At 67.3% G+C, this 9403-nt stretch carries 10 protein-coding genes and 1 tRNA gene; 7 read left to right on the plus strand and 4 right to left on the minus strand.

Going from position 1 to position 9403, the window contains the following annotated elements; genetic code table 11:
* Positions 1–80: 80 nt before the first annotated feature.
* The 4 genes from fabI to ACIY1X_RS21165 all read left to right on the plus strand — a co-directional run bounded on the left by fabI (position 81) and on the right by ACIY1X_RS21165 (position 3140).
* Positions 81–875 carry an enoyl-ACP reductase FabI gene (fabI, locus tag ACIY1X_RS21150; protein WP_399684401.1) on the plus strand — a complete coding sequence of 265 codons (795 nt, stop codon included), beginning with the start codon at positions 81–83 and terminating at the stop codon, positions 873–875.
* Between the two features lie 19 nt (positions 876–894).
* Complete coding sequence (locus ACIY1X_RS21155) at positions 895–1740, plus strand: DNA ligase (protein ID WP_399684403.1); 846 nt, start codon at positions 895–897, stop codon at positions 1738–1740.
* Positions 1740–2141, plus strand: a complete 402-nt coding sequence (locus ACIY1X_RS21160) for a YbaN family protein (RefSeq protein WP_399684405.1) — start codon at positions 1740–1742, stop codon at positions 2139–2141. The genes ACIY1X_RS21155 and ACIY1X_RS21160 overlap by 1 nt, the downstream gene beginning before the upstream one ends.
* Positions 2142–2270: 129 nt before the next feature.
* Positions 2271–3140, plus strand: a complete 870-nt coding sequence (locus ACIY1X_RS21165) for an EamA family transporter (RefSeq protein ID WP_399684408.1) — start codon at positions 2271–2273, stop codon at positions 3138–3140.
* A 12-nt stretch (positions 3141–3152) separates the two neighbouring features.
* Here the strand turns inward: ACIY1X_RS21165 and ACIY1X_RS21170 are convergent, their stop codons facing one another.
* Positions 3153–5438 carry an arginine/lysine/ornithine decarboxylase gene (locus ACIY1X_RS21170; protein ID WP_038217003.1) on the minus strand — a complete coding sequence of 762 codons (2286 nt, stop codon included), beginning with the start codon at positions 5436–5438 and terminating at the stop codon, positions 3153–3155.
* Between the two features lie 196 nt (positions 5439–5634).
* Here ACIY1X_RS21170 and ACIY1X_RS21175 point away from each other — a divergent pair, with 196 nt between their 5' ends.
* The 3 genes from ACIY1X_RS21175 (at position 5635) to ACIY1X_RS21185 (ending at position 7129) form a co-directional block, all read left to right on the plus strand.
* Positions 5635–6060 carry an NfeD family protein gene (locus ACIY1X_RS21175; RefSeq protein WP_399684410.1) on the plus strand — a complete coding sequence of 142 codons (426 nt, stop codon included), beginning with the start codon at positions 5635–5637 and terminating at the stop codon, positions 6058–6060.
* A 36-nt stretch (positions 6061–6096) separates the two neighbouring features.
* Positions 6097–7023 (plus strand): SPFH domain-containing protein, encoded by a 927-nt coding sequence (locus tag ACIY1X_RS21180; protein ID WP_399684412.1) that lies wholly within the window; start codon positions 6097–6099, stop codon positions 7021–7023.
* A 15-nt stretch (positions 7024–7038) separates the two neighbouring features.
* Positions 7039–7129 (plus strand) — tRNA-Ser (locus ACIY1X_RS21185).
* Positions 7130–7195: 66 nt separating this feature from the next.
* Here ACIY1X_RS21185 and ACIY1X_RS21190 read toward each other — a convergent pair.
* From ACIY1X_RS21190 to ACIY1X_RS21200, 3 genes are read right to left on the minus strand one after another with little or no spacing between them, the layout of a single operon-like run.
* Positions 7196–7819, minus strand: coding sequence for a hypothetical protein (locus ACIY1X_RS21190; RefSeq protein ID WP_399684415.1), 624 nt, complete (start codon positions 7817–7819; stop codon positions 7196–7198).
* 52 nt (positions 7820–7871) lie between these two features.
* Positions 7872–8318 (minus strand): hypothetical protein, encoded by a 447-nt coding sequence (locus ACIY1X_RS21195; RefSeq protein ID WP_399684417.1) that lies wholly within the window; start codon positions 8316–8318, stop codon positions 7872–7874.
* A gap of 24 nt (positions 8319–8342) precedes the next feature.
* Complete coding sequence (locus ACIY1X_RS21200) at positions 8343–8564, minus strand: hypothetical protein (protein WP_399684419.1); 222 nt, start codon at positions 8562–8564, stop codon at positions 8343–8345.
* Positions 8565–9403 lie beyond the last annotated feature (839 nt).

Consider the following 9403-nt stretch of genomic DNA (forward strand, 5'->3'; position numbering starts at 1 on the left):
GCCCAGCCCTGGGGGCCGTCAATACTCGCATGCGAGAATTCTGCACAACTTTTTCTTCGAGTCAGACAAAGGGCAGATTCATGGGCTTTCTCAGCGGCAAGAAACTTCTGATCACCGGCGTGCTCTCCAACCGCTCCATCGCCTACGGCATCGCCAAGGCCTGCCACCAGCAGGGCGCGGAACTCGCCTTCAGCTACGTGGGCGAGCGCTTCAAGGACCGCATCACCGAGTTCGCCGCCGAATTCGGCTCGACGCTGGTGTTCGACTGCGACGTGGGCGACGACGAGCAGATCGACAAGCTCTTCGCCGACCTGGCGCAGACCTGGCCGAAGTTCGACGGCTTCGTGCACAGCATCGGCTTCGCGCCGCGCGAGGCGATCGCGGGCGACTTCATCGAAGGGCTCTCGCGCGAGGCCTTCAAGGTAGCGCACGACATCAGCGCCTACAGCTTCCCGGCGATGGCCAAGGCCGCCCTGCCCTACCTGAACGACCGCGCGGCGCTGCTCACGTTGACCTACCTGGGCGCCGTGCGCGTGGTGCCCAACTACAACACCATGGGCCTGGCCAAGGCCAGCCTCGAAGCCTCGGTGCGCTACCTGGCCGGCTCGCTCGGGCCGCGCGGCATCCGCGTCAACGGCATCAGCGCCGGGCCGATCAAGACGCTGGCCGCGAGCGGCATCAAGGGCTTCGGCAAACTGCTGCCTGCCGTGGCGGCCGTCTCGCCGATCCGCCGCAACGTCACCATCGACGACGTGGGCAACGTGGCGGCCTTCCTGCTGTCCGACCTGGCCGGCGGCGTGACGGCCGAGATCACCTACGTCGACGGCGGCTTCAGCAACGTGGTGGGCGGCATCGACGAGCCGGCCGAGGGCTGAGCCCCCTCCTGTCGGCGGCATGAACCTCACCCGCCGTCGCTGGCTCGCCGCCCTGCCCGCCTGGGCGGGCCTGGTCCCCTGCGCCCAGGCCGCCGCGCCGGCGCTGATGCTGGCCGATACCTGGCGCCCCGGCATGCCGCTGGCGGGCTACTGGGTCAGCGAGAAGTACGACGGCCTGCGCGGCTGGTGGGACGGCCGCCAGCTCTGGACCCGCGGCGGCGAGCGCGTCTTCGCCCCGGCCTGGTTCACCGCCGGCTGGCCCGCCCAGCCCATGGACGGCGAACTGTGGGCCGGCCGGGGCCGCTTCGAGTTCACCGCCGCCACCGTGCGCAGCCAGGTGCCCGACGAGAAGGCCTGGCGCAAGGTGCGCTTCATGGTCTTCGACCTGCCCGCGCAGCCCGGCGATTTCGATGCACGCCTGGCCGCCCTGCGTCAACTGCTGCCGCTGCCGGCAGTCCCCTGGCTGGTGGCGGTGCCGCAGCAGCGCGCCACCACCGAACGGGACCTGCAGGCGCTGCTGGACAAGACCGTGCGGCTGGGCGGCGAAGGCCTGATGCTGCACCTGGGCAGCGCACCCTACCGCTCCGGCCGCAGCGCCGACCTGCTCAAGGTCAAGCCGCACGACGACGCCGAGGCGGTGGTCGTCGGGCACCTGCCCGGCCAGGGCCGCCACGCCGGGCGGCTGGGCGCATTGCGCGTGCGCACGCCGGAGGGCCGGCTGCTGCGCATCGGCAGCGGTTTCACCGATGCCCAGCGCCAGAACCCGCCGCCGATCGGCAGCACCATCACCTACCGCTACAACGGGCTGAGCGCGCAGGGTGTGCCGCGCTTCGCGCGCTTCCTGCGCGTGCGCGACGGTGCCTGATGCCGTTCCCCGACGACGATCCGCCGCCACGCCCGGCCCGGGGCCCACTGCGCTGGCTGATGGTCGCGCTGGCCATCGTCTCGCTGGCGCTGGCCGCGCTCGGCGTGGTGCTGCCCGGCCTGCCGACCACACCCTTCGTGCTGCTGGCAGCCTGGGCGGCGGCGCGCAGCTCGCCGCGGCTGGCCGCCTGGCTGGAGCGGCACCGGCTGTTCGGACCGCTGATCCGCGACTGGCGCCGCGGCGGCCGGGTCAGCCGCCGCGCCAAGTGGAGCGCGGCCATCGCGATGGCCGCTTGCGCGGCGCTGCTGCTGTGGCTGTCGCCCTCACGCTGGGGGGCGCTGGCCGGCATCGGCGCGATGGCCTGCGTGCTGGCCTGGCTCTGGCACCGGCCGGAGCCCTGACCGAGGAGGGGGCTGCTCGCCGCGCCTCGACGACGTAGACAATCCCCCCTCCAGGAAAGGCAGCCGCATCATCATGGCCGAACGCAGGATTTCGCCCCACGCCGTCGTTGCACCAGCGGCGGGCGCGGCATGACGCTCACCGGCCCGGTCGCGCTCGCGGTGCTGTTCGGCGCACTGCTGCACGCGAGCTGGAACGCGCTGATCAAGTCGTCCACCGACAAGTCGCTCGACACCGCGCTGATCCACAGCCTCGGCGTGTTCTTCGCGGTGCCGATGCTCCTGTTCACCGGCCTGCCCGCCCTGGCCTCGTGGCCCTACCTGGCCGCATCGACCGTCGTCCACATCGGCTACTACATCGCCCTGGCCGGCGCCTACAAGCACGGCGACCTGGGCCTGGCCTACCCGGTGATGCGCGGCAGCGCGCCGCTGCTGGTCGCGCTGGGCAGCCACGCGCTGCTGGGCGAGGCGCTGTCCGCCGGTGCCTGGCTGGGCGTGGCGGGCGTGTGCGCCGGCGTGCTGCTGCTGGGACTGGCGCCGGCGCGCCTGCAGGCCGCCGGCGGCCACCGCGGCAAGGCGCTCGGCTTCGCGCTGGCCAACGCCGGCATCATCGCCGTCTACACCGTCATCGACGGGCTGGGCGTGCGCGCCAGCGGCAACGCCGGGGCCTATGTGGCGCTGCTGTTCGTCTTCGACGGCCTGCCCTTCCTGCTGCTGGTGCTCTGGCGGCGCGGGCCCGCGCACCGTGCGGCGGCACTGGCCTACATGGCGCGGCGGTCGCGCGTGGCCTGGCTGGGCACGCTGGCTTCTCTCGGCAGCTACGGCATCGCGCTGTGGGCGATGACGCGCGCACCGGTGGCGGTGGTGGCGGCGCTGCGCGAGACCTCGGTGCTCTTCGCCGCGCTGATCGGCGCCGTCTGGCTGCGCGAGCGCTTCGGCCTGCAGCGCGTGCTGGGCACCGCGGCCGTGCTGGCCGGGGTGATGACGCTGCGCTTCGGCTGACGCCGCCGGGCGTCAGGCCCTGACGCAGTCCGCGTAGTAGCGCTTCTGCCCGCTCTCGTCGACGCGCGCCACCAGCCCGTGGATGTCGGTCTCGAAGCCGGGGCACTCCAGGTTGAACTGCCGGGCGAACTTCAGGTAGTCGACGATCTTCTTGTTGAACACCTCGCCCGGGATCAGCAGCGGGATGCCGGGCGGGTACGGCGTGATCAGGCTGGTGGTGATGCGGCCTTCCAGCTCGTCGATCTCCACGCGCTCGGTCTTGCGGTGCGCGATGTGGGCGAAGGCGTCGCTGGGCTTCATCGCCGGCGTCAGGTCCGACAGGTAGATCTCGGTGGTCAGCCGCGCCACGTCGTAGCGGGCGTACAGCTCGTGCACGCGCTGGCACAGGTCGCGCAGGCCCATGCGCTCGTAGCCGGGGTGCTGCTGGCAGAACTCCGGCATGATGCGCCACATCGGCTGGTTGCGCGCGTAGTCGTCCTTGAACTGCTGCAGCGCCGTCAGCAGCGTGTTCCAGCGGCCCTTGGTGATGCCGATGGTGAACATGATGAAGAAGCTGTACAGGCCCGTCTTCTCCACGATCACGCCGTGCTCGGCCAGGAACTTGGTGACGATGCTGGCCGGGATGCCCGTCTCGGCGAACTTGCCGTTCAGGTCCAGCCCCGGCGTGACGATGGTGGACTTGATCGGGTCCAGCATGTTGAAGCCGTCGGCCAGCTTGCCGAAGCCGTGCCAGTTGCGCGCGCCATTCTTGCCGTTGCCCTTGCCTTCGGCCTTGATGATCCAGTCGTCGGCGCGGCCGATGCCCTCGTCCACCAGGTGCTCGGGGCCCCAGACCTTGAACCACCATTCGTCCTCGCCGAACTCGGCTTCGACCTTGCGCATCGCGCGGCGGAAGTCCAGCGCTTCCAGAATGCTCTCTTCGACCAGTGCAGTGCCGCCGGGCGGCTCCATCATGGCGGCGGCCACGTCGCAGCTGGCGATGATGGCGTACTGCGGGCTGGTCGACGAGTGCATGAGGTAGGCCTCGTTGAACAGGTCGCGGTCGAGCTGGCGGTTCTGCGAGTCCTGCACCAGCACGTGGCTGGCCTGGCTGATGCCGGCCAGCAGCTTGTGCGTGGACTGGGTGGCGAACACCAGCGACTCCTTGGGCCGCACGCGCCGCTTGCCCATCGCGTGGTACGGCCCGTAGAAAGGGTGGAAGGCCGCGTGCGGCAGCCAGGCCTCGTCGAAGTGCAGCGTGTCGACGTAGCCGTCCAGCATGCCCTTGATGGTCTCGGTGTTGTAGATCACGCCGTCGTAGGTGGACTGCGTGAGCGTCAGCACGCGCGGCTTGACCTTGTCGGCGTCCACGTCCTTGAGCAGCGGGTTGGCGCGGATCTTGGCCTTGATCGCCTCGGGCTCGAACTCGCTCTTCGGGATCGGGCCGATGATCCCGAAGTGGTTGCGCGTGGGCTTCATGAAGACCGGGATCGCGCCCGTCATCACGATCGCGTGCAGGATCGACTTGTGGCAGTTGCGGTCCACCACCACCACGTCGCCCGGCGCCACCGTGTGGTGCCACACCATCTTGTTGCTGGTGCTGGTGCCGTTGGTGACGAAGAAGCAGTGGTCGGCGTTGAAGATGCGCGCCGCGTTGCGCTCGCTGGCGGCCACGGGGCCGGTGTGGTCCAGCAGCTGGCCCAGTTCCTCCACCGCATTGCACACGTCGGCGCGCAGCATGTTCTCGCCGAAGAACTGGTGGAACATCTGGCCCACCGGGCTCTTGAGGAAGGCCACGCCGCCCGAGTGGCCGGGGCAGTGCCAGGAGTAGGAGCCGTCCTCCGCGTAGTCGATCAGCGCCTTGAAGAACGGCGGCTGCACGCTCTCCAGATAGCTCTTGGCCTCGCGGATGATGTGCTTGGCCACGAACTCCGGCGTGTCCTCGAACATGTGGATGAAGCCGTGCAGCTCGCGCAGGATGTCGTTGGGCAGGTGGCGGCTGGTCTTGGTCTCACCGTAGATGTAGATCGGCACGTCGGCGTTCTTGCGCCGCACCTCGCCGATGAAGTTGCGCAGGTTCAGCACCGCCGGATCGACGTCGGGGCCGGCGCCGAACTCCTCGTCGTCGATCGACAGGATGAAGGCGCTGGCGCGGCTCTGCTGCTGCGCGAACTGGCTCAGGTCGCCGTAGCTGGTCACGCCCAGCACCTCGAAGCCCTCGCTTTCGATGGCCTGGGCCAGCGCCCGGATGCCCAGGCCCGAGGTGTTCTCGGAGCGGAAGTCCTCGTCGATGATGACGATCGGGAAGCGGAATTTCATGGGGGCGGCTCCGGTGGCGGCTGCGCGAAGAAGGCGCGAAGTGTAAGGAATTCAAGTGACCGTACGCTGAGCGTTCTGTCTCACAATGGCGGCCTTTGCCGAGAGCGCGCCCCCAGGGCCGGGCTGCGCCCGACCCGCCCCCCGCGGGGGACAAGAAAACTTGGGGCGGCCCGGCGTTTTTTCTTGAGGAGATCTCATGGCGAATTCGACCCTGTGGTGGCTGCTGGCCGGCGTCGCCGTCGTGCTCGAACTGCTGTCAGGCACCGTCTACCTGCTGCTGGTGGGCATCGGCTTTGCCGCCGCCGCCATCGCCGCCCACCTGGGCCTGGCGCTGACGACGCAGATCGTGGTGGCGGCGCTGGTCGGGGTGGGCGCCGTCGCCCTGTGGTACGTCACGCACCGCCGCGGCGCCAGCGGCGTGCCCAGCCAGGCCGACCCGAACCTGAACCTCGACGTGGGAGAACAGGTCAGCGTCGAGGAATGGAACGCCGACGGCACCGCGGTCGTGCGGCACCGCGGCGCGCAATGGACCGCCGTGGTCCGCCCGGGTGCCGTGCCCGTGCCGGGCCTGCACCGCGTCGTCGAGATCGTGGGCAACCGCCTGGTGCTCGAAAGAATCTGAACCGCCATCAACGCAAGCAATCAAGGAGAAGCAGGAATGGAAGTCGCCGTCGTCATCCTCGTCATCGCCCTCATCTTCATCTGGCAGTCGATCAAGTTCGTGCCCCAGCAGAACGCCTGGATCCGCGAGCGCCTGGGCAAGTACCACGGCACCATGACGCCGGGCCCCAACTTCCTCATCCCCTTCATCGACAAGGTGGCCTACAAGCACAGCCTGAAGGAAATCCCGCTGGACGTGCCCAGCCAGGTCTGCATCACGCGCGACAACACGCAGCTGCAGGTGGACGGCATCCTGTACTTCCAGGTCACGGACCCGATGCGCGCCAGCTACGGCAGCAGCAACTACATCGTGGCCGTCACCCAGCTGGCCCAGACCTCGCTGCGCAGCGTGATCGGCAAGCTGGAGCTGGACAAGACCTTCGAGGAGCGCGACATGATCAACGCCCAGGTCGTCTCCGCCATCGACGAGGCAGCGCTGAACTGGGGCGTGAAGGTGCTGCGCTACGAGATCAAGGACCTGACCCCGCCCAAGGAGATCCTGCAGGCCATGCAGCGCCAGATCACGGCCGAGCGCGAGAAGCGCGCGCTGATCGCCGCCTCCGAGGGCCGGCGCCAGGAGCAGATCAACATCGCCACCGGCGAGCGCGAGGCCTTCATCGCCCGCTCCGAGGGCGAAAAGCAGGCGCAGATCAACAACGCGCAGGGCGAGGCCGCCGCCATCACCGCCGTCGCCGTGGCGACGGCGGAGGCCATCGAGCGCGTGGCCGCCGCCATCCGCCAGCCGGGCGGCGAGCAGGCCGTGCAACTGAAGGTGGCCGAGCGCGCCGTGGACGCCTACAGCAAGGTGGCGGCCGACGCGACCACCACCCTCATCGTGCCCAGCAGCATGAACGAGACCGCCACGCTCATCGCCTCGGCGATGCGGATGGTGCAGGCCGGCAAGGCGTCCTCTTCCGCAGGTTAGAATGGCAGGCTTCGCGGAGAGGTGGATGAGCGGTTTAAGTCGCACGCCTGGAAAGCGTGTGTGGGCTAATACCCCACCGCGGGTTCGAATCCCGCCCTCTCCGCCAGGGACATAGAAAATACGGGCCTTCGCGGCCCGTTTTCATTTTCTACCCCCCTCCTCACCCGCCTTGTTATTCTGGCATGTGCAAGGTGAACCCGATCCATGCGAGTGCGCACAAGGCGGCGACCACTTGCAACATCCCGGCAACGCCCGAAAGCATGGCCCGGCGCATCGTCGCCCTGTTGATGTATCGCGGCCCGCGCTCCTTCAACTTCACAAGCATCCGCTGGATAAGGATGCTTCCGGGCCATGGGTAGGCATCTACCATTCCTTGCAAGAAAATGTCCAGTTCGGCCGGCGCCAACTTCTCGAGTTCAACTTTCTTGCCGACTTCGCCCCCCGCGGCGGCCGCTTGCACGAAAAGACCGCATAGCCGCTGGAAGACCTGTAACGCTACAACAATGGCGAAAAGCACCAGCACGCCGTAGACCGTCGATTTGCATGTCAGTTGGACCGACCGTTCGAGGTTGGACACCGCAAGACCTGCGATCGCTGAGAAACCCACCAGCAGCCAAGCAGTAGCCCGCTCCCATCGCTCCACAACAACGTTGGCGATAGCCAGCACCATATCATGGAGTGCGCCTTCAACATTCCGAGGCGGCGCGGGCGTGTCCCTCTGCGCTCCCGCCAACAGATGCCGCATTCCTCGATATCGAATTTCGACACGGCCGAGTCGATAGGGTTCATGGCGCATGATTGGATCGGCAAGAGAATTTGCGCTGAGGGCGGGCGACCCGATGTGAAACCTACAGTCGAAATGCGATGGCCAGCAGCGCGCACATGCCTCCGGCGAGAAATGCGAGCACAGCGCCAACCAAGTACCGCGCCCCTGTTCGCAACCCATCTGAACGCTGGGCCAGCGCGCGCGCCATCAATTGTTGTGCAATTGGAATCGCGACGATTGACGCCAGCAAAGCGCCGGATAGAAACATGACTAGCGCGAACACGATGAACGGTTTGCACGCTTGGAAGAGCGAATACTGTTTTCCGATCAGCGACTGAGCAAGAGCAAGCATCGCCGCAACTCCCGCACTATTGAGCAGCGCCAACGCTTTCCCGCCTTCAAGCATCGTCGCGTGTGCCTTGCTCTCAAACTGGGCGAGGGTGCGAATCAGCGGATCATCGACGTGGTAGGCGCGAAGTTTCTCCATCAACGCCACATCGTCCGAATCCTGTTTTGCGCCGTCTGTCATCAATTCGCCCTCCAATGGTCAATGCTATCTCGGCATCTCCGCATAGCACACGCCCCAGAACCACGGGCCCGGCTTCGGCATCATCTGCCGGCGACGTTCGAAGGTGAACCGCACCTGCCCCACACCGGGCACGTCCAGAACGGCCGTGGCGCGCTCGGAACCATCCGCTGCAGGGTGAGGTAGCTGCCGGACGGCCTCGACGGCGTAGACGGCCGGCAGGGTGTCCAGGATGCCCCTATCGGACATGGATCGGCATCCCCCGCTCGATCGGCCGCAACCACTGTGCCGCGGCCTCTGCTGGCGGCATCTCGCGTAAGTGCTCGTCGCTCCAGAGTGCCCCCGCGGTGTCCTCCAGGGCCTCGGCCGTGAGGGTGCGCCAGTGCCGATGCAGGTGATGTGCGACAGCGGCAGTCCAGGTTTCTCGGTCCATATCGAACACTGTAATTTCATCCAGTATTCGAGGCAAGCAGCAGGGGCCCACCCGATCAATGAGGGCGACTAACCTCGGGGCGGTTCAGTCGAGGCATCCCCCGGGGACGCACTGAATTTTTTCTATCGGACGACCTCCCCGGAAAGGGCCTTATCCGACTGCGCTTCGGTAGATACGCATCGCTCGACATGCAGCAGCCATGCGCCCTGCAAGCCCAAATCGACCGGCGCGGCGCGCCGGAATTGCTTCGAGGGAGTCTGACCCAGCGCCGGCGCGGCGCGCCGTCCAATCCCGGGTAGACACAATCACTCCACAGCAGTTGACGTTCGTGAAAAACACTACATCTAGCGCCTTGCCCCCCTTTTTACCCCTAGATATAGTTGTTGATGTCCCAGGAAGTGGTGTAAGTCTTCTTTCACTCGCTGGGCGGCAAGGCGCGTAGGGCGTAGCCCGAAGCGGCTTGCCGCCCAGCGGCGGCGCTCCTGTTCGGGGTGGCCATCGTGAGGTCCGGATAAGGTTTGAGGTGCGACCCACCAAACCTGTCCTCGAAGGAAATCACGATGACCAACGCCACTATGGCATTGACCGAGCTTGCCGAGAAGGGAGCCGACATCGACGTGCTGCGCCAGATGGTGCAGTTCATGGCCCAGCGCCT

Source organism: Xenophilus sp. (genome assembly GCF_044462705.1).
In the GTDB taxonomy this organism is placed as follows: domain Bacteria; phylum Pseudomonadota; class Gammaproteobacteria; order Burkholderiales; family Burkholderiaceae_C; genus Xenophilus; species Xenophilus azovorans.